General features: G+C 39.9%; 13 protein-coding genes. 2 read left to right on the forward strand and 11 right to left on the reverse strand.

The genetic code is table 11. The features are described from left to right. Nucleotides 1–77: 77 nt before the first annotated feature. Nucleotides 78–527, reverse strand: a complete 450-nt coding sequence (matP, locus tag ACE3G9_RS06255) for a macrodomain Ter protein MatP (RefSeq protein ID WP_192999420.1) — start codon at nucleotides 525–527, stop codon at nucleotides 78–80. Nucleotides 528–753: 226 nt separating this feature from the next. Between matP and ACE3G9_RS06260 the strand changes: the two genes are divergently transcribed. After that, complete coding sequence (locus tag ACE3G9_RS06260; RefSeq protein ID WP_449218697.1) at nucleotides 754–2,424, forward strand: AAA family ATPase; 1,671 nt, start codon at nucleotides 754–756, stop codon at nucleotides 2,422–2,424. Nucleotides 2,425–2,488: 64 nt separating this feature from the next. Next, nucleotides 2,489–3,013: a bifunctional 3-hydroxydecanoyl-ACP dehydratase/trans-2-decenoyl-ACP isomerase gene (gene fabA, locus ACE3G9_RS06265; protein ID WP_449218698.1), complete on the forward strand. Its 525-nt coding sequence runs from the start codon at nucleotides 2,489–2,491 to the stop codon at nucleotides 3,011–3,013. Between the two features lie 175 nt (nucleotides 3,014–3,188). On the opposite strand, the gene rmf is transcribed toward fabA, so the two are convergent. The 10 genes from rmf to ACE3G9_RS06315 form a co-directional block, all read right to left on the reverse strand. Further along, nucleotides 3,189–3,362: a ribosome modulation factor gene (rmf, locus tag ACE3G9_RS06270; RefSeq protein WP_027695907.1), complete on the reverse strand. Its 174-nt coding sequence runs from the start codon at nucleotides 3,360–3,362 to the stop codon at nucleotides 3,189–3,191. 161 nt (nucleotides 3,363–3,523) lie between these two features. Then, nucleotides 3,524–5,497: a DUF3466 family protein gene (locus tag ACE3G9_RS06275; RefSeq protein WP_449218699.1), complete on the reverse strand. Its 1,974-nt coding sequence runs from the start codon at nucleotides 5,495–5,497 to the stop codon at nucleotides 3,524–3,526. Nucleotides 5,498–5,516: 19 nt separating this feature from the next. Continuing rightward, the gene (locus ACE3G9_RS06280; RefSeq protein WP_449218700.1) at nucleotides 5,517–7,451 is read right to left on the reverse strand and encodes an ABC transporter ATP-binding protein; all 1,935 of its coding nucleotides are present in this window, start codon (nucleotides 7,449–7,451) and stop codon (nucleotides 5,517–5,519) included. Beyond that, nucleotides 7,429–7,752 (reverse strand): glutaredoxin family protein, encoded by a 324-nt coding sequence (locus tag ACE3G9_RS06285; RefSeq protein WP_449218701.1) that lies wholly within the window; start codon nucleotides 7,750–7,752, stop codon nucleotides 7,429–7,431. Before ACE3G9_RS06285 ends, ACE3G9_RS06280 begins: the two co-directional genes overlap by 23 nt. Nucleotides 7,753–7,801: 49 nt before the next feature. Continuing rightward, nucleotides 7,802–9,940 carry a bifunctional 23S rRNA (guanine(2069)-N(7))-methyltransferase RlmK/23S rRNA (guanine(2445)-N(2))-methyltransferase RlmL gene (gene rlmKL, locus ACE3G9_RS06290; RefSeq protein ID WP_449218702.1) on the reverse strand — a complete coding sequence of 713 codons (2,139 nt, stop codon included), beginning with the start codon at nucleotides 9,938–9,940 and terminating at the stop codon, nucleotides 7,802–7,804. 650 nt (nucleotides 9,941–10,590) lie between these two features. Continuing rightward, a complete protein-coding gene (locus ACE3G9_RS06295) occupies nucleotides 10,591–11,133 on the reverse strand; it encodes a cell division protein ZapC (RefSeq protein ID WP_417878972.1) in 543 nt (180 codons plus the stop codon). Nucleotides 11,134–11,337: 204 nt separating this feature from the next. Then, nucleotides 11,338–12,348 carry a quinone-dependent dihydroorotate dehydrogenase gene (gene pyrD, locus ACE3G9_RS06300; RefSeq protein ID WP_417878973.1) on the reverse strand — a complete coding sequence of 337 codons (1,011 nt, stop codon included), beginning with the start codon at nucleotides 12,346–12,348 and terminating at the stop codon, nucleotides 11,338–11,340. 165 nt (nucleotides 12,349–12,513) lie between these two features. After that, the gene (locus tag ACE3G9_RS06305; RefSeq protein ID WP_449218703.1) at nucleotides 12,514–17,358 is read right to left on the reverse strand and encodes an NAD-glutamate dehydrogenase; all 4,845 of its coding nucleotides are present in this window, start codon (nucleotides 17,356–17,358) and stop codon (nucleotides 12,514–12,516) included. Between the two features lie 451 nt (nucleotides 17,359–17,809). Continuing rightward, on the reverse strand, nucleotides 17,810–20,416 hold the full coding sequence (gene pepN / locus ACE3G9_RS06310) for an aminopeptidase N (RefSeq protein ID WP_449218704.1): 2,607 nt from the start codon (nucleotides 20,414–20,416) through the stop codon (nucleotides 17,810–17,812). A 173-nt stretch (nucleotides 20,417–20,589) separates the two neighbouring features. Beyond that, complete coding sequence (locus ACE3G9_RS06315; protein ID WP_449218705.1) at nucleotides 20,590–21,264, reverse strand: hypothetical protein; 675 nt, start codon at nucleotides 21,262–21,264, stop codon at nucleotides 20,590–20,592. Between the last annotated feature and the right edge of the window lie 73 nt (nucleotides 21,265–21,337).

Here is a 21,337-nt window from a genome sequence, read left to right on the forward strand (position 1 = left end):
TAGGATTGAGAATAAGAAATTTAATCTCGATCACTTACTATCACAAAAATTTAACTCAACAGATGATGGTTTATAAGTTAAAAGTCGAGTAATTTACTGAGATCGGCTTTTATACTATGCACTTTCTTACTAGCTTTCTCACTTCGAGATGCTTCACTCACCAGGTACTCAATCGCTTCTGATAGTGTGCAACCTAATTCTTGCGCCCTATCCGACAGTTTTTCCCAAACCGCATAATCTAAATCGATCGATTTCTTCTTCGTATGGGTATGTTCAGCGTTAAAATGTCGTTTGCGTTTAGCTCGAATGGCTTGCTTAAGTTTGTTATCAAGCTCAGGATTCATATGATCATCAATCCAACTCAGTACTTGTGTCGGTTGATGCTCTAACTTTTGAAGTCCCATTATAGCAGCGTGAGATTCACTCGAATCTTGGTAACGAGTAATCGATTCCCCATCTTTCCATTTCCGAATTAAATATTGCCATTTCCAACCACATTCAAGGTTTTCAAGCTGTTGATATTTCATTAATCTTCCCTATAGACAATCCCATGTTACAGCGTAACTAAAAACCATAGCATTCTCAACTGTTTTCATTCCATCTAGAATAATAGTCCAACCTATTTTGACTTTATGATAGCAGCCTCTCAAATCCATTGACTAAACGCTCAATTTCCGAAGCATAAACAGGTATAAGGTTAAGCTATTTTTCTATATACTTCTTTCCTTCTAACCACATATTGAATTTTTTATAATGATCAAAGAGTCTTGGCAATCCGCTACACCCAACTTTTCACAATATGAAGACATACTCACACAAAACGACCCTAGTAATCATCGATCTTTTTTAGATCTTCAGCCTAGACTCAAATCTTCTATTCTGCATTTTGCACAAATGGCGAGCTTTCCTCGTTTCCTATTAGTAAATGCACCGGATAATTTCATTTATCGTCAAACAATCCATAATGCTTACTCGATGCTAATGAATACGGGTGAAATAAACCGTACTCCGGTTATCACCAGTGAAAGCATCGAACTTGAAGAGTTATTTGGACAATATCAAGTTGAAAATGGTCAAATAACTCATAGCTCTGAAGGATTGCTTGATAAAGCTAATGGCGGCTATCTCATTATTTCGTCAAACTTAATATTAGCGAACCCGCGCGCTTGGCCGAAACTAAAAGCCGCCGTTTTAGGTAATGCTTGTTCTGGCATATCATCCGACTCAAAACAAGTGATCGAAAATGTACCACTCAAGAAGTACGATGTAAATTTAGTTATTCTTGGCGATCAAATGCAACTAAGTGACTTAGACTTATTCGATGCGGATATGAGAACTCACTTATGCTTATTCGCTGAAGTAGAGTTAGATTTCAAAGTTACTATCGATTCGGTTGAATCATACATTCAATACATTAACGGCATTATTGCTGAATACCAACTTCCTAAGCTTCTAGACTCACATGCCTGGACGTTCTTATTAACTCAAGGGGCTCGCGAAACCGAAGACCAAGACAGAATGCCTCTGTGTCCCATTTGGCATAGAGCATTGTTAACGGAGGCCGCTTTAGTTTCCAATGGACAAGCAATCTCTCAATCCGATATGGAAAAAGCTTTAGCCTCGCGTACCTATCGTCTCGAATATCTTCCTCAAAGAGCCTTAGCCGATATATTGGAAGGTCAAGTCATCATTGAGACCCAAGGTGAACGTGTCGGCCAAGTGAATGGCTTAACGGTTATTGAAGTACCGGGACATCCTATTGTTTATGGTGAACCAGCTCGTATTTCATGTGTTATTCACTTTGGTGATGGTGATATTGCTGATGTTGAGCGCAAAGCCGAACTAGGTGGCAATTTACATGCGAAAGGGATGATGATTATGCAGGCCTTTTTAGGCAGTGCTCTAAATTTAGATGATCCTTTACCATTTGCCGCTTCTATTGTATTTGAACAGTCGTACTCAGAAGTTGATGGCGATAGCGCTTCTTTAGCGGAACTTTGCTCGCTTGTTAGTGCTTTATCTGAATACCCTATCAATCAACAAATTGCTGTTACTGGTGCGGTGGACCAATTTGGTCGAGTGCAAGCGGTCGGTGGTTTAAATGAGAAAATCGAAGGATTCTTCCAGATATGTAACTATCGTGGTTTAACAGGTAATCAAGGTGTTGTTTTACCTAAAACTAACTTAAAACACTTATCCTTGCATCATGATGTTGTTGAAGCCATCAAAAATGAAGAATTCCACCTATGGTCAGTTGAATCTGTTGATGAGGCATTACCCATCATCTTTGGTAAAGCCTTCCGTGGCGATGAAGAAGAAACAATATTGAAAAAAATCTCTGAGAGAATCGAGCACTTTGATAAACATGAGTCAGCACCTTGCGGCATAGTAAATAAGATCAAAAGTTTACTTGGCATTTACTGATCGGACTTGTTTAGCTTACACCTGTTCTCTAAGATACACAGACTATTTCTGGAGTGATTATATAATGCAAAACAAACGTAACTCATATACTCGTGAAGACCTTCTAGCATCAAGCCAAGGTGAACTTTTTGGCCCAGGCCGTCCACAACTGCCAGCACCAAACATGTTAATGATGGACCGCATCGTTAAAATTACTGACGCAGAAGGCGAAGGTGAATTTAGTAAAGGTGTCATTATTGCAGAATTAGATATTACTCCTGACCTATGGTTCTTTGACTGTCATTTCCCTGGCGACCCTGTGATGCCTGGTTGTCTTGGTTTAGATGCAATGTGGCAACTAGTTGGTTTCTTCCTTGGTTGGGTTGGCGGTGAAGGTAAAGGCCGTGCATTGGGTGTTGGTGAAGTAAAGTTCACAGGCCAAATCCTACCGACTGCTAAGAAAGTAACTTACGAAATCAACATGAAACGCGTAGTGAATCGCCGCCTGGTAATGGGGTTAGCAGATGGTCGTGTACTTGTTGACGGTAAAGAAATCTACATGGCGAAAGATTTAAAAGTAGGTCTTTTCCAAGATACGTCTGCTTTTTAGAATAAGGTTAATCCCCTTTCAATAAATAAATCAGCGATTTTGCTGATTTATTTTTGTTTAATATATTTAGTTATAGTGCGTTAAAATGTAATAATAAAGGCTCCAATTTCGGAGCCTTATTCTGTAACGATTAAACTTATTAACTTAAGCTTTAGATACACTATCTAGTCTTAAGTTATTTAATAAGTCCAGATTGACGATCATCTCTCGCATCACGCCAACCGCCCAACCAATTCGATTTAGCATCCATTTGCTGATATGGACAGTCATCCATCGATCTCCCATTAAGACCGGCTTTATAACCTTGAGATTGCGCTCTTTCTAGGCGATCGCGTTTCTGTCTCTTCATAGTACAGTCCTCTTACTTTGATAATGACCCAAATGACTATCTGTGGCAGTTTTATTACAACGCCACTTGTTAAGCATCGACCAAAGATCCGAATTTCTCAAGACGAAAAAAAACCGAGATTCAACTTTGTGAACCTCGGTTTAATGTTAGGCTTGTTAACTTTATGATTTAAGTTTTTTTCTTCTGAAACCTAATAAACCAAGTAAAGCTAAGGCAAAATAACCTAAGCTGCCACCTTCACGTTCAACGTCAGGCTCGCCACCTTCACGCTCTACAATATCATCTGCGGTTGCACCTGCAATTGGAATGAGTTTAACCGCCACCAATTCTTCTGTGACATTACCATCACCACAATATGAGTTGTGATCGGTATTATCATAACCACCCGCACAGTAATTAGCAGTTGCAGAAATAACGCCATCATCGTTGATACCAGTGGCATTAATAATACGGTACGCATTATTGGCATTTGAAATAGATTCATCACCCGCAGTTGCACCATTAGTAAGATTATCTAACCACCAAGATTTACCTTGGAAAATAGCCAGACGGTTAGCATCTGTACCTGTAACATTTAGAGGTGCTATAAACCCACGGCGACGGCGTTGTTTACCATCTATTTCACGGTTTTCTTCAACATCGATAGCACCAACAACTTCGTTATAGTTGTTGATGGCATTGGCTTCACCACCCGCACCATTAAAGAAAATATCACCGCTAAGGTATACAGCAGTCGGTTTGGTATTAGCATCACCTTTAGATGCATCGGTATAGAATAAGCGGTTATTGGCAGCGCCATTCTTTGGATAACGACCACTTCGCTTAGCCTCACCAACAGCAATCAAGTTTTGGTTAATGTCTTTAACCAAACTATTACTGTAAATATAATCACCATCATCTTCAACTTCAGCCCCTTGAACAAAAACAGGATCCCATTGATTTTCAGCAGTAGGATCAAGTGTGTCTTTAGGATAGAAGATAGCTGCTTGCATTAAATAATTATCATCATCTTCATGAGTATTAAAACCAGCAAGAACCGGTAATCCATTAAAAGCAGTAACCTCACTGATTGTGGCAGCTCTTGCACTACCTTGAGCGGCTGCGTCATCTTTATTTGCCTCTGTCGTATTATCCCAGCCAGAAACCGCTTTACCAGACACACCATCGGCACTATTCCAAATATAGGCTTGTGTCGCAAATGCGAAGTTCTGGCAATCTTTTAATAAAACAGGGTCTGAATAAGTTTCTGTATCCGTGCACTTACTCAAGTCACCCCAATAATTTTTATTGTCATCACTATTATCAAATGGTGCTACAGAGGCAGAACCAACAATATATCGAGTCCCACTACCTACTGGATATTCAAATGAATCATACGCAAAGGTACGGCCCATTTGTTTTACAATCGAATCACCATCCTGTTTAGGTAACATGAAAGTGGTGCCAAAGAAACCACGTTGACGATAAGTCAGTACAGAATGACCATCGACATCATAATAGCCACTACTTGCAATTCCGATTGGTGTCCCATCAGCTAAAACTTTATTTACAACGATATTAGCACTATCATCTTGCAACGCGCCGCCCGGAGGAACATAACTTGTCTCAATTGGTGCAGGAATTTCAGCACCATCAACAAACCCAACAGCATTTCTGCCGTTATATCCTTGCTCATAAGCTCGACGTTCTTGGCATAAGCCCCCTGTTAAGCTGTAGTCACAGTCGTTTTCGGAATTTTCTGAATTTGCACCAAACCATTGCTTAACTGCCCAACTATCACAAGTTGAGTAACCTAATTGGTTATAACAATAATTACGTAAATCATCATAATCTAAATAAGTGAAAGTATTATCATACTTAAACGGCACTTCATCACGGTAAGAAATACCATCTTCACCTTGTCGAGTGTCACCACCAAGCAGGTAATCTCCATCTGTACAACTTGCACTATCTGCAAAGCAACCTAGAGGATCCGTAGCAGAGGCAACAGATGAATCACTGATCGCACTTGAGAATACTTGATTAGCATCGACAACAGCATCAACAGGGACAATTTTATACAGTGCCGCATTAGCGGAGTTGGCTGCCATTAACGCAGCAGCCACCATTGATAGTTTAAAAATTTTATTTGGCATTAAGTCAACTTCTAATCCGTTAGCCCTGCATTGATTCAAGCACTTCCCAACGCTCGAATGCAGTTTCTAATTCTTGTTCAGCAGCGTTCAGTCGATTCAAAATCGATTGAGTTTTATCGCTACTCTGTGTGAAAAAGTCAGGTTGATTAACCTGAGTTTGTAATTGTTCAATTTCCATTTCAAGTGACTCTAGCACTTGAGGTAAGGATTCTAACTCTCGTTGCAGTTTATAAGATAACTTCTTCGGTTTGTTAGCGTTTGGTTGAGTTTTGGGAGTTTCCTCAACCACTTTGTCTGCTTTCGCTGGTTTTTCACTCACAGAAGAAGACTGTTGTGTAACACCTCGAGATAGCAAGACTTGAGCACGTTGCTCTTGTGCATCATGGTAGCCACCAACAAACTCTTCAATTTTACCGTTACCTTCAAAAATCCAACTGGTTGTCACGGTATTATCAACGAATTGACGATCGTGACTCACTAAAAGCAAAGTACCTTGATAGTTGGCAAGAATTTCTTCCAAAAGTTCCAATGTTTCGATATCTAAATCGTTGGTTGGTTCATCGAGAATCAATAAATTATTCGATTTTAAGAACAAGCGCGCTAAAAGTAAGCGGTTTTTCTCACCACCGGATAAAGCTTTAACCGGTGTACGCGCCCTTTTCGGTTCAAATAGGAAATCCTGCAAGTAACCTAGTGCATGGCGAGTTCTTCCACCAACGGTCACTTCTTGCTTACCGTCAGCTAAGTTATCCATAACCGTTTTTTCAGGATCCAGCACTTCACGATACTGATCGAAATACGCAACTTCCAATTTCGTTCCACAATGCAAACGACCTGAATCTGGTTTTAACTTATCAAGCAACAATTTCAATAAGGTACTTTTACCACAGCCATTTGGACCAATTAAAGCGATACGATCACCACGCATGATATTGAAGCTGAAATCATCGACAATGGTTTTACCATCAATTTGATAGCACAGATTCTCTGCTTCAAAGATGATTTTTCCAGATCGGTTCGACTCATCAATTTGAATGTTCGCTTTACCCTGTACTTCACGGCGCTCAGAACGTTCTTCACGAAGCTTTTTAAGTGCTCGAACACGGCCTTCATTACGAGTACGACGCGCTTTAATACCTTGACGGATCCAAACTTCTTCTTGAGCGAGTTTTTTATCGAACTCCGCGTTTTGCATTTCTTCAACACGCAACGCTTCTTCTTTATCAATCAAATACTGTTCATAGTTACCCGGATAAGAGCTCAGCTTTCCTCGGTCTAAATCGAGAATACGCGTCGCCATTGATTGAATAAAAGCACGGTCATGCGAGATAAAAACAATCGAACCACGGAAGTCTTTTAAGAAGGCTTCTAGCCATTCAATCGTGGTGACATCCAAGTGGTTCGTTGGCTCATCGAGTAGTAGAACATCAGGATCACATACTAGTGCACGAGCTAGAGCAGCCTTACGTTGCCAGCCGCCAGATAAACTTGTCAGCAATGTATGCTCATCCAAAGATAAAGACATCAGAATGTTTTTAATACGGTCTTCAAGACGCCAACCATCATTGTGGTCAAGCTGCTCTTGGATTCTAGATAAACGATTAATGTTTTTCTCTGACGGATCTTCCGCCATGATGTCTAACTGATGCTGGTAGTCTTTTAATAACTCACCGACTTCCGATAACCCTTCTGCAACATAATCGTATACCGTACCTTCGGCATTTCTTGGTGGATCTTGCTCTAAACGAGACACCACCACATCTTGTTCGATTTGAATTTTGCCGTCATCCATGATGATTTCGCCCGCAAGCACTTTCATCATGGTAGATTTACCTGCACCATTACGGCCAACCAAACATACTCTTTCGTTCTGCTGAAGTGCAAAATCGGCTTTATCTAATAATGGATGATCGCCAAAAGCCAGCTGGCCATTATGAATGGTAATTAATGCCATTGTGTTTTAACCACGCTTGTAATTCGTCTAAATTGAATGGCCAAAATAACTCACTTTGTATGTGTTTTAAATTACTTTGGTGTTGTAAGTTATTTTGATCGTTTTGTATATCTTGCGAATGCAAAGCAAGCACCGGAATAGTGACACCGTAATGATCGAATAATGCATCATCAAAAGCAATATCAATCACTTGCACTGTATGGGCTAAAGATTGTTGAGAATCTTCTCCCCATAAAGTATCAAGCTGTTGATAGGCTAATTCGCATAAATGACAACCTGAAGTTGAGTATAGCGTCAGCATTTTCAATTTCTATCCCTGTGTTATTCACTTTTATATTCACGTGACCTACTTAGTTACGATGAGTAATGATCCAACAGTTATGGATATGCTTATTGCGAGCAAAATCCATCGGCAATGTCTTCGCTGAAATGTTCTCAGCCTTAAGACCTAGTTGCTCTAAACCATCGAGTTCCATCTTAAATAGGCGTTTATTGTTCGAAAAGACCACTACAGCATCTTCACGCATCAGACGCTTTAGATTTTCCATCAACATTAAGTGATCACGTTGAATATCGAAAGTTTGTTCCATACGTTTTGAGTTAGAAAACGTCGGTGGATCGATAAAAATCAGATCAAACGTTCTGTCTTCATGCTGCAGCCATTGCAAACAATCCGCTTGTTCAAATTGATGTGCTTCACCCGTAAAACCATTGAGCTCCATGTTGCGTTGAGCCCATTGCAAGTAAGTATTCGACATATCAACTGTCGTGGTACTTTTCGCACCACCAGCCGCCGCATGTACCGTTGCACTACCCGTGTAGGCAAACAAGTTCAAGAAGTCTTTGCCTGCTGCCATTTGACCTAAACGACGGCGGGTTAATTTATGATCGAGGAATAGACCGGTATCAAGGTAGTCCTGCAAATTAACCAACAGCTGCACGCCATATTCGTTCACTTTTAAGTATTCAGAATCTTGCGATAATTTTTGGTATTGGCGCTTACCTTTTTGCTTTTCGCGGGTTTTGATGACGACTTTATTAGCATCAACACCTAATACCTGAATCGTCGCACGAATAACATCGGTCAAACGACGCTTAGCCACTTCTTCTGGAATGGTCTTTGGTGGCGCATACTCTTGAATAACGACGTGATCTAAATACAGATCAATCGCTACATTGTAATTAGGTAGATCAGCATCATAGGCACGGTAGCAATCTAGTTGCTCACGCTTCGCCCATTTACCAATTTTGGCTAAATTTTTCTTTAAACGGTTAGCAAAATCAGGGGCAACTTGCGCCTCTTCTTTTTCTGAATGACGCAGCGTTTCACCATTTGGATTCACTCGTGCGGTAATTGAGTAGTTCTTTTGGTGACACGGTAACGCACCATTACTCAATTTATACTGCTTATCCGCTCGCATACGCAGGCAACTTAATAACTCTTCACTTGAAGAGAAGATAGAAGCCTGACTACCCGCAAACTCATTCTTTAATTGCACACCAAACGACGTATACAAAGCAATAAGGCCAGGCTCAGTACCTAAACGCTCACCATAAGGCGGGTTACAAATTACAACGCCTTCAGTAAAGCCCTGTGGTTTTTCAAGTTTAGCGGCATCACCTAGGTTAAATTGAATAACACCGTCTAAACCAGCACGCTTCGCATTGTCTTTGGCCGTTTGTAGAACGCGACGATCATTATCAATACCAAAGAAACGATTGTCACCAAGCGCTTTAATCCCCTTACGACTCTGAACGCTAGCTTCGGCTTTAATTTCAGCCCAAGTTTCAGCTTCAAAATCATATAAAGATTCAAAAGCCCAAGTGTCACGCTGAATACCAGGAGCCACATTCGCAGCCATTAAAGCCGCTTCGATAAGTAAAGTCCCTGAGCCACACATAGGATCGAGTAAAGGCTGAGATTTATCCCAACCACTACGGCTAACAATCGCACACGCTAAGGTTTCTCTTAATGGCGCTGCACCGGCTTGAATACGGTAGCCACGTTGATGCAAACCACGGCCTACCATATCAATACCAAGTATCGCCCTATCACGATGCAAACGAACATGGATGCGAAGATCTGGCTGATCCTTGCTGATCTCCGGGCGACCTAAATCTTTTTTAGTAAAGCTATCAACGATGGCATCTTTGACTTTCATCGCACCATACTGACTGTTGCGAATTTCGCGGTTGGTACCATTGAAATCAACAATTAGACGCTTTTTCACCGAGAAATAAGAAGACCAATTTACTGCAGAGGCTGATAAATAAAGGTCCATATCATCGTTACAGTAAAACTCAGAAAGAATTAATACGAAACGAGAAGCCAAGCGGCTCCATAGGCAACAGCGGTAAAGTTGTGCATTGGTAGCAGTAAATCGAACCCCTGCTTGCACTGGTTTTGCATCGGTAACACCTAGTTGTGTCAGCTCATCAGCGAGCAAGTTTTCAAGGCCATTAGATGTTATCGCTAAATATTGATTCATTATAACTTTCAGTACGGTAATAAATGGAGTCAGATTATATAACGAAACCCCTACCTTATGCGACCACCTACATGCTTTAAGCTCCGAATATCACAGAAAAGTCATCATATTTTTCCACATTCATCATTGAGCTCTTCAAATATCCCTCTGCACATCTAATTCCAACACTTAAATCCTAAACAACTAATACATCTGCACTAAATAACTTCGTTTCATTTAAATATGCAATACGCGCATATACAAAACATCGACATCAAAATGAAAGTGAATACTTATTCACCCAGCTAAGCACCCAATCTGGTATATACCAAACGGGCCTTTACAGTGTAAATTTGTTACCAAATCAACTTAAATGGGGAATTTGTTTACTTTAAAGGGAAGATATTCGATGAAATAAGGCTTAAAAAAACTTTCACTTTTGTTTAAAAACTGTCTTTTTATTGCTTTTATTTTGCCCTATTCACAGTTTTAATTGCGTATTGATAGCGATGAGTTGGTGAATCAATAGCCAACTAAGGTGGTTTTATGTGGTTTTTAACTAGTTGTTAACTGAAAATGGTAACTATTGGTAGGAAATTTTAGACAAAAAAAAGCCGGCGCTAAGGCCGACCGAATGAACAACAAGGAACGAACTGGTTTAGATAAGGTAATTACCCTACCATTGCATAAGTTTCAAACTGAGTATGTAAGTTAGCTTTCGCAAAGCGATCGTGCATCACTTTAATTGGCTCACCAAATTTAAGCGCTTTGGACTCTGTAAGATTGAAATCACGTAAAGAGACAGAAACACAAATACTCGCGCTTTCTCCAACTTCGACCACCATAAAATGACCCTCAGAGAAGCAATTACGTAAATGTACAATCTCCCCCTCTTCTGGCGCAAAATCGCCGCCTTGTGGAGAGAAGAACCAACTCTTAGGTTGAACGGGTTTATGAAAGCGACGAGCTGCGACGCTATTTAATGCCAATTCTGCTTTTCTTGGTTCTGATAAAGGAAGTACATCAACTTGTTGTTTAAATTTGTGGTAACTAGATGCATCATCAACAGAAAATTCATTTTCTTGAAATGCACTGTTTACTAGAAGTTTTTGAGGAAGATTTACGCTGAAAACCATGTCCCGCCCAAGATCCAGCATAAGGGACTTGTTGGTCTCATTGTAATACCATTTCCATGTATCACTCGGTTTAAGCATTGTTTCAGCCTCTTCAAAAATAAAGTGAAATAGACACTCCACTTCTCGTCTATCCGTTAGATGTTCTTTGATTGTACAAACAGATAGGCAAAAAAAAAGAGGAAAACATATTCCTCTTTTCAGGCTGAAATTGGATTTTAATGTGAAAAGTTTTTCTTGCTTTTTTTAATAACCTCAACTGAACATAACTAGGCTTAACTGACGTTAAATATTTTTAACGATATCTTTAATCAAGTTAGGTCCGTGATAAATGAACCCCGAATACACTTGCACGAGTTTTGCACCAGCCATCATTTTCTCTTTTGCCGCAACATAAGAATCGATACCACCAACACCAATGATCGGGATCTCTTCACCTAGCTCTTTATAAAGTTGACGGATCACTTCAGTACTTTTCGATTGCACAGGACGACCACTTAAGCCCCCTGTTTCATTGGCATTTTTCATACCGTCGACTAAAGTACGATCCAATGTTGTGTTGGTTGCGATAACACCATCAATCTTATACTTCTTCAGTGAGTCACAGATTTGCTTTAATTCATCATCGGTTAAATCTGGGGCAATTTTTAACGCTAACGGAACATACTTATCGTATTGCTTAGCCAATTCAGTTTGCTTTTCTTTTAATGCCGACAATAATTCATCCAAAGCTTCACCGTATTGTAGTGTCCGTAGCCCAGGAGTATTTGGAGAAGAAATGTTTGCCGCAATATAACCTGCGTATGGGTAAACTTTTTCCATACAGATTAGGTAGTCTTCCGTACCCTTTTCAATTGGCGTATCTTTATTCTTACCGATATTGATACCTAGGATGCCATCGAAGTTTGATTGCTTAACATTTTCAATAAGCGCATCAACCCCTTCATTATTGAAACCCATACGGTTGATGATCCCTTCTGCTTCGATAATTCGGAAACAGCGCGGTTTATCATTACCAGGTTGTGGACGTGGTGTCACAGTACCAATTTCTAAAAAACCAAACCCCATTGCGCCAAAAGCATCAATGCATTCACCATTCTTATCCATGCCAGCTGCAAGGCCGACTGGGTTCTTAAATGTCAACCCCATCACCTCAACAGAACGAGTAGGTAGATTTTGGCGGAAGAAGAAGTCTAAAGGCGTACCATTCAGTCTTCTTAAATTCTTAATCGCTAATTCATGTGCCGTTTCTGCATTGATTTTAAACAAGCCAGCTCTGGCGATACGGTAAAGCATACTTCCTCCAAATAAGATCAAAAAAGCCCCGAAATTCCGGGGCGAAGTATACCTTTGTTATCAGTCTTATACTACTGCAATCGTTTGCAGTGCTTTGATCTCATGCTGTTATAGATGAGATCAAAGCTAAAATACAAAACATTAGTGACGCGGTCACCTATGTATTCACTTGTTAGCGGCACAATTTAAGTTTAAAAGCATAAGCTCACGAAGTGCGACGGAAAACTTAGCGAATTCATGTGCAGAACCGACTTTGAACTCATTCAAAATATTTTCCCAACGCTCTAGTGATGGTCGATTAGATTCCAACCAATCACTTAACTCACTTTCTACTTTTCTAGCTTGCTTATCATCACAACGACAAGAAAGAACTTGTAATGTTAAATTGCGTTGCTGCCAATCGAGATCTTCACGGAATGTCGCACGAGCAAGAGCTTGCCAGTGGTTATCAACCGGTTGATTATTGATTTGATTCAAGAACCAATGCAGTGATAATCGGTCTCCTAAAGTGAAATACATTTTCGCGGTTTGCTCAATCGTCACCTCACATTCAGCTGCTACCGTAGAAATATCTAAAGCAGAATATAAGCTAGTTAAGCGAGATATCTTATTGGCCAATTCAGAATCAACGCCTTGTTTAATCCAAGACTGAGCTTGCTGATTGTGCTCTTTCACTTCCTCTTTGACTAAGTAATCATCAATTCCGGTCTGAACAGCAACCACATCAGCTTGATAGTGTTGAATGATCTCATTAACGCTTAATTTCAGCATACGATTTCGTAATAGCCAACGTGATGATCGGCGTAAAATACGACGTAAAGACATCAATAATTCATACTGTACTTCCGCTGTGGCGGTGTTATCTAGGCTTCTCACCTTGTCAAACATAGAGCCAGCATCAAATATCTCTCTCGCAGCAACGTAGGCATTAGTAATATCAATCACACTTGCCCCTGTCTCATCATGTAAGCGCGAGACAAAATTACAGCCCATTTCATTGACCATTTGATTGGCAAGTGAAGTGGCGATAATTTCTTGTCTTAATGGATGTTGATCCATGTATGAACCATAGTTACGACGTAACTTAGTTGGGAAGTAATGAGTTAACAATTGCGCATTAAATGGGTCATTGGCAATCTCTTCACAAGCAAGTTGCTCTTTAAGCACCATTTTAGCGTAGGCAATCAATACTGAAAGCTCAGGTCGAGTCAGCCCTTTGCCCTGCTTTTCCCTCTCCAATAAAGTTTCATCGTCAGGAATATATTCTAAAGCGCGATCTAATTTACCAAGCTTTTCTAATGTATGAATAAAGCGAATTTGTTCTTTCACCTGAGCGGTGCCTTGATACTCACTCACCGAAATAGACTCTGACTGGCAATACGCGTCTTCTAAAACTATCTTGCCAATTTCGTCTTCCATACTATTCAGTACTTCGTTACGTTGCTTGATGGTCAGATCGCCATTGCTGACTAGCGTATTCAAGAAGATCTTAATATTCACTTCATTATCAGAACAATCTACACCACCAACGTTATCAACAAAATCGGTGTTTACTCGGCCACCAGTGAGTGCATATTCAATACGACCAAGTTGAGTCATACCTAAGTTACCACCTTCACCAACAACTTTGGCGCGTAACTCTCGGCCATCTATACGCAGACTATCATTGGCTCTATCACCAACATCAGTATGATTTTCTTCTGACGATTTAATGTAAGTACCGATGCCACCGTTCCACAATAGATCAACATTCATTTTCAGAAGTAACTTGATCAATTCTGTTGGCGTGACAGATTGCTTTTGCGTGCCCACCATTTTTTGGATCTCTGGGGTTAACGAGATCGATTTAGAGCGTCTTGAGAATATGCCACCGCCTTGTGAGATCAAGCTTTGATCGTAATCTTCCCAACTCGATCTTGGTAATTTGAACAAGCGATCCCTTTCTTTCCAGCTGATTGCTGAATCTGGGTTTGGATCAATAAAGATATGCATGTGGTTAAAGGCTGCTTGAAGGCGAATATGTTTCGATAACAACATACCATTACCAAATACATCACCGGCCATATCACCAATAGCAACACAGGTAAAATCGGTAGTCTGGCAATTAATTCCCATTTCTCGGAAGTGGCGTTTCACCGACTCCCAACCCCCTTTGGCAGTTATCCCCATCGCTTTATGGTCATAACCATTTGAACCACCTGATGCAAAGGCATCACCTAGCCAAAAGTTGTATTCAGCCGAAACTGAGTTAGCAATATCGGAGAAGGTTGCGGTTCCTTTATCGGCTGCGACAACAAGATAAGCATCATCGGCATCATGTCGAACCACATTGGTCGGCGGTACAATTTCGCCTTCAATAATATTGTCAGACACATCCAACAGCGCGCGAATAAAGCGTTTATAGCAACGTTGACCTTCAGAAAAAATTTCATCTCGAGTGGTGAAATTTTGTTGACGCTTACAGACAAAGCCACCTTTAGCCCCTACTGGAACAATTACGGTATTTTTAACTTGTTGTGCTTTCACCAAGCCTAATATTTCTGTGCGGAAATCTTCTTGGCGATCTGACCAACGCAAACCACCACGCGCGACTTTGCCTGCACGTAAATGTACACCTTCCACATCCGGTGCATAAACAAAGATTTCGAACTCAGGCACTGGTGCTGGAATTTCTGGAATATTTCTCGGCATCAATTTCAGCGCTAACCACGGCTTCTCGTTACCATTTTCATCTGTTTGATAAAAGTTAGTTCGAATGGTCGCTTGGATCATTTCCATGTAACGACGAATAATTCGGTCATCATCTAAGCTTTCAACTTTCTCTAATTGTTCTTGTATTGAAGCAATGAGTTTCTCTTCTGCCTTGCCTCTTGCTTTCACTTTCGGATCAAAGCGTTTTACAAATAGAGCAACTAAGGCTTGTGCTAATTTAGGGTGATTAGAAAGTGTATCTTCAATATATTGCTGACTAAAAGGGAAGCCCACTTGACGCATATAACGCGCATAGCTTCGTAAAATGGTGACTTCTCTACCCGTTAAACCCGCAGATAGAATCAATCTATTAAAACCATCACTCTCGAGATCACCAGACCAAATAGCAGCAAATGCTTTTTGGAAACGATCTTGCGCTTCACGTAAATCAACACTTTGATCACCACGATGTAGCATCGAGAAATCTAAGATCCAAAAGACCGTCCCATCGAATTTTTCGATCTCGTATGGAGACTCTCCGATTACTCTAAGCCCAAGGTTTTCAAGCATCGGCATGACATCAGAAAGGTGGATAGGTTCATCCCGGTGATACAATTTCAGACGGACGGCTTTGGAATCAGCTTTCACTTCTTGAGGACGATAAAACAGCATGCCCAGTTTTTTATCTTCATTTAAAGATTCCAACAGTTCAATATCGGCAACAGCGGTACCGCCGGCTAATGTGGCTTCTTTATATGATCGGGGGAAAGCATCCTGATATTGCTTAGCTAATTCGGTACCTTTATTTTCGCCAAAATGACCCATAATAGATTGGGTTAAACGATCATCCCAAGATGAAGACGCTTCCATCAGATCCCTCTCAATTGCTTTCACATTGATATCTTGATTATTATTATCCACTCGCACTATGTAGTGAGTTCTTGCTAACGGGCTTTCCGAAAAATAAGTCGTAAACTCAACATCTTGATCACTTTTAAAATAATTTTTAAAGATTTGCTGAGTTTTAAACCGCAGCTCCGTGTTGTAACGCTCTTTGGTTACGTAGACCATGCAACTAAAGAAACGTCCAAATGGGTCTTTACGAACAAATAGACGTAATAGATCACGGTCCTGCATTTGCACGACACCCATACCCACTTCAAGTAACTCTTCTTCACTGGCTTGAAGAAGTTCATCTCTTGGGTAATTTTCTAAAATATTATGCAATGCTTTCCAGGAATACGATCCTTTTAGATAACCACTTGATTGTAAAATACGCGCGACTTTATCTCGAATAAGCGGAATGCTACCGACACTTTGGTTGTATACCGCTGATGTGTATAAGCCAACAAAACGATGCTCCCCAATCACCTTGCCTTTATCATCAAACTTTTTGATGCCAACATAATCGGTGTGAGCGCGACGGTGAATAGTAGAAGCATGACTACCTTTTGTTAAAACCAGTAGATCTTGTTTGGTGACTTCCATTCTTGCGGATTCAAGCAGTTCAGATAGTTTGTAACTACGAATGCGGCTTTCTTGTTTCAATAAACCAAGTGCAGGAGATTGAGATGGATTGAGCTCTAAGTCCCCTTTTGTGGCTTTTAGCTCAAATTCTTTGTATCCCATAAAGGTAAAGTTATGTTCACCAAGCCAACGCAGAAATGCTAAGTCTTCTTGTAGTCTTTCTTTCTCTAATGGAATATTTTTAATGTTGTCTTCGGTTTCTTTTATCGCAAGTAATAACTTGTCACTCATCCTGTGCCAATCTTCAACAACTAAGCGAGTATCTTTCAGAACCGACAATAATTCTTCTTTCAATTCCGACATGCGAGCTTTGTCATTCAAACGATCTATTTCAATATGAAATAAAGATTGCATGTCACCTTGTCCATCATTAATCGCGACAACTTCACCTTTGTTTCTATTAATTTGAGTAGGTGCATTGGCCATAAAGTGACTCGTTAAACCTAAACGATTGATCGCCATTTTGACTGAGTCTACTAAAAATGCAGAATCAGGAACGACTATCTCAATAACCGTATGACTCGACTGCCAACCTTGGCGGCTTAATGTTGGGTTGAACACTTTCACTGACACCATATTGGCGTCTTTTTCTAAGATGTGTTGCCACAAACTGACAACCGCACCATAGAGATCAGATTCATTCCTTTGAAAAAGATCATCTTGCGAAATATTACTGTATAGATGTTCAGCTAATTTGCTAACTAAAGGCTGAGTTTCCGATTCTAATTTATCCTGTATAAGTTGATACACTTTCTCAAGTAATACAGGGGTAACTTTTTCACTCGTTGGCATCTTTACACTCCACAAAATGGGGATTCTATTTTTATATTATTCACGTTATAAACTGCACCAAACACTACTGAAAAACAGCTTGTTAGAATCTTTCTGTCTTATTCCAAAAGCTGCCAGATGTTATTTAGATACAGGTATATTGTAAGAGTAGTATTGATAGAAAGTTAAATGGTTTCCTAACTATATACAGGATAAAAGTCGAATATGTGACTTAGGTACTTATTAGAAGCACTTCAAAATAATCAATATAAAAATTAAACATCTGTTTAAGTGACTAGTTACAATCACTTTCTCTATAGAGGAAGTAATTTGACGGTATTTTTTATACATAAAAGTGATAAATCCCCCTTTTTCTCAAAGACCGTTTCCCAAAAGCAAAAACGAAAAAAAGCAGCCCGAAGACTGCTTATAGATTGATTGCTTAATGTGACGAAAATCGTTAGGAGTAAAGTTACGCCTCTAGTGCTTTATTAATTTTTTCGTACAGATCTTTAGCAAGTTTCTCAAGTTTCGATAACTTTTCTAGCTCTGTACGAATAAGCGCCTGACGAGTTTCATCATATTGGCGATACTTCAATAAAGGATCGATCATACGAGAAGCAACTTGCGGATTACTTTCATTTAGTTGAATAAGAATTTCACTGGCAAATTGGTAACCCGAACCATCAATGGCGTGGAAATTCACTGGGTTTTGTCCAAAGAAAGCCCCAACCAAGCTGCGCGTTCTATTTGGATTTTTCAGGCTAAATGCAGCATGAGACATGGTTTGCTTAATCATCTCTAAAGCATTATTTGCAGGATTAGTTCCTTGCAACATAAACCATTTATCCATTACCAAACCATCATGGCTCCATTTATCACTAAAATCTTTCATTAATGATTCACGGCAAGCCAATTGTGCTTGGTTGGCTGAACTCATCGCCGCCATCGTATCTGTCATATTATTTGCAGATTGATATTGTGCTGTGACCAGTTTTTCACCGTCATCCGTTACGGCCAAATAAGTTAAACAAGTATTACGTAATGAACGTTTACCAATACAATCATGCTCTACCGAATACTGCTCTTGCTTTAAGCTGTGATACATAGCCGTTAGTTCTTCAACTAATTCTGCAGCAATGGCATGTTTCATAAAGCCTAGTGCCTCAGCGATCGCATCTACATCAACCGGTTTGAACCAACCTGCTACTTCATTCTGACTTGGTAGTGTAAGCATTTCCGCGATAAAAGCAGGCTCTAACGTTTCACTTAGTAAAATACCTTTAAAAGCATCGAGTACTGATTGCGGCAGTGATAGCTCTTTGCCCACTTGGAATGCAGCGATATTTTGACGCAAATATTTCGCAATCAAGTTCTGCCCAGCATCCCAACAAGCAAATTCATTCTGTGCTTTGACCATTAGGAACATCAGATCTTCATCCGAGTAATCGTACTCTAATTTAATTGGTGCGGAGAACTCACGTAATAACGAGATCACCGGTTTTTCTGAGACATTTTCAAACACAAAACTTTGTTCATTTTGGGTAAAATTCAACACATTGCCGACGGGTTTACCATTGATAACCATAGGAATGATGCTGCCATCTTGAGCATATAACTCAACATTCATTGGAATATGTAGGGCTTGTTTTTCAGGCTGATCTTGTGTTGCTGCCGTCACTTGAGTCAGTTGTAAAGTGAAGGTTTTATTTTGCTGATCATAGCTTGTGGTCGCTTTTACTTGTGGCGTCCCTGATTGGCTGTACCACAAGCGGAATTGCTGTAAATCGACACCAGATGCATCTTCCATTGCCGCAACAAAATCATCACAAGTCGCCGCAGTTCCATCATGACGCTCAACGTAAAGTTTCATGCCCTTTTGGAAATTCTCTTCGCCCAGTAATGTGTGGATCATTCGGATCACTTCACTACCTTTTTCATACACAGTTAAAGTATAGAAGTTATTCATTTCTATTACTTTTTCAGGACGAATTGGGTGTGACATTGGGCTGGCATCTTCAGCAAATTGTGGGCCACGAATAATGCGAACATTATTAATACGATTTACAGCGCGCGAGCCTAGATCGGAAGAAAACTCTTGGTCACGGAAAACCGTTAAGCCTTCTTTCAGGCTCAATTGGAACCAATCACGACAAGTAATTCGGTTACCCGTCCAGTTATGGAAATATTCATGACCAATCACCGCTTCAATGCCTAAGTAATCAGTATCGGTTGCAGTTTGGTCATTCGCTAATACGTACTTAGAGTTAAAAACGTTCAAACCTTTGTTTTCCATTGCACCCATGTTGAAGAAATCAACCGCCACAATCATATAAATATCAAGGTCATACTCTAATCCAAATCGTTCTTCATCCCACTTCATAGCATTAATAAGTGAAGTCATTGCGTGCGGCGCTCTATCTAGATTGCCTTGATCAACAAAGATTTCTAACTCTACTTTACGGCCAGACGTTGTCGTATATTGATCTCTTAATACATCAAACTGGCCAGCTACTAAAGCAAATAAATACGATGGTTTCGGGTGTGGATCCGACCACTTCACCCAATGACGACCATTATCAAGATCACCACTATCCACTCGGTTACCATTACTTAGCAAGTAAGGATTGGTTTCTTTATCCGCAATCACAGTGGTGGTGTATTTTGCCAACACATCTGGGCGGTCAAGGAAGTAAGTAATTCGACGGAAACCTTCGGCTTCACACTGAGTGCAAAATGCGCCGCCAGATTTATATAAACCTTCTAATGCCGTATTTTTAGATGGGTTAACTTTAGTGATGATGGTTAATTCAAATTCTTTCGGTAAATCATGAATATGAAGGTTGGTATCAGTAAGCTCATAAGCTGACCACTCCACTCCATCAACTTGAATACCAGCCAACTCCATATGCTCACCGTCCAAGGTAAGTGTTGAGTTATCTTTTTGCTTAATCACTTTAGAGACAGCAGTAACCGTTGTCTCTTGATCAAACAAATCAAAAGTTAAATCGAGTTCGCTAATCGTAAAACCTGGAGAAGTATAATCTTTACGGTACTTAGCTTGTGGCTGGTGAGTCATATTCAATCCTTTTCATGTTCGAATGAGTAATACCGATCTCATCAATTATTTGATTGGTATAACAGCATTCTTGCACAAAATATTGATATTTCCCATTAACCCACAGCAGAAATGCTATTAATCACTGTAACAAAAGCTATTATGATTATTTATTAAGCTGTCTTTGCTATTTTTCAATGAAGCTTTAAATTGCTACGCTGAAAAGCAATGTACATATCAACATCATGGCTACTCAATACTAAGTGATCAGAATTTAATGCAAATTGAGATGACTGCTCTCCATCGCTATAGATAAAGTAAATATAATTGTCTTCTATATAGTAAACGCCGTCGCGATACTTGTTATTACCTTTCTCATTAAAAGATTGAATGGAAAAATAAAAGTTGGGATATAGAACCAAATCAATATCAGATACGGAACTAGAAGTAACATCCCGACCTTTTACTTCAACACTACGCCAATAACCAGATAAATTTTTAGGTACTGTTTTGTTAAACGCCACACCATTTAGTAATAGTTGGTTAGCATTAACACTATATTGATACGATTGAGGAACCTCAGACTGAATACCCAAAATAATTTCTGTACTACTAATGGAGTATTCGCCAGACCATGAGTGAACCGTATGATCTTTACGCTTAATTTGAATTTCAAATTGATAGTTAGATTCTAATTGCAGAGTAATCGATAGGAAATCTTCGGGGATTAATTCTGGGGAAGGATTAATCACATGCCATTGTCCAATCAAAAAAGGATTATCGAACAAAAACATATCATATTTTTTAGGTGACTCGAATGCTGAAGCCCCTAAGGCAAGACTACTTAATAACACAATTAAACTTTTCATCCGCCTCTCCCAAAACATTGTAAACAAGACAAAGGCTCTTCACTCAGGCATATCGAAAAGGAAAAGACTTGAG

It is taken from the genome of Vibrio sp. E150_018 (assembly GCF_053544035.1).